The sequence below is a fragment of the Streptococcus suis genome, assembly GCF_002960425.1.
Classification (GTDB): domain Bacteria; phylum Bacillota; class Bacilli; order Lactobacillales; family Streptococcaceae; genus Streptococcus; species Streptococcus suis_S.
The window spans coordinates 1-338 of sequence record NZ_POIZ01000046.1 but is presented as its reverse complement, the minus strand read 5'-3'; the positions used below and the strand labels follow the sequence as shown (position 1 = coordinate 338).

Below are 338 nucleotides of genomic sequence, written 5' to 3'. Positions count from 1 at the left end.
CTGACCTACAAACGTACTGCGACCGTTAACCTAGTGACTAAAGAAGTGACTTATGGTGACTGGACCTCAACTGATGATGACTTCGACAAAGTAGACACACCAGCTATTGCAGGCTACACACCAGATAAGGCAAGTGTAGCAGCTGAAGTGGATGTAGCAGCTACAGCTCCAGACACTGAAGTTATCGTTAGATATGTGAAAGATGCCCAAAAAGCTACCATCACATACCAAGATGACACCGGTAAACAGCTAGGTGCTGTGGATGAAGTGACCGGTAAGTCAGGTGAGCCAATCAACTACAGCACAACAGCTCGTATTACAGAGTTAACAAACCAAGG

At 45.9% G+C, this 338-nt stretch carries 1 protein-coding gene; it reads left to right on the top strand.

The features are described from left to right. Nucleotides 1-33 precede the first annotated feature (33 nt). On the top strand, nucleotides 34-338 hold a 305-nt coding region (locus C1G57_RS05855; protein WP_153045610.1), incomplete at its 3' end, for a mucin-binding protein.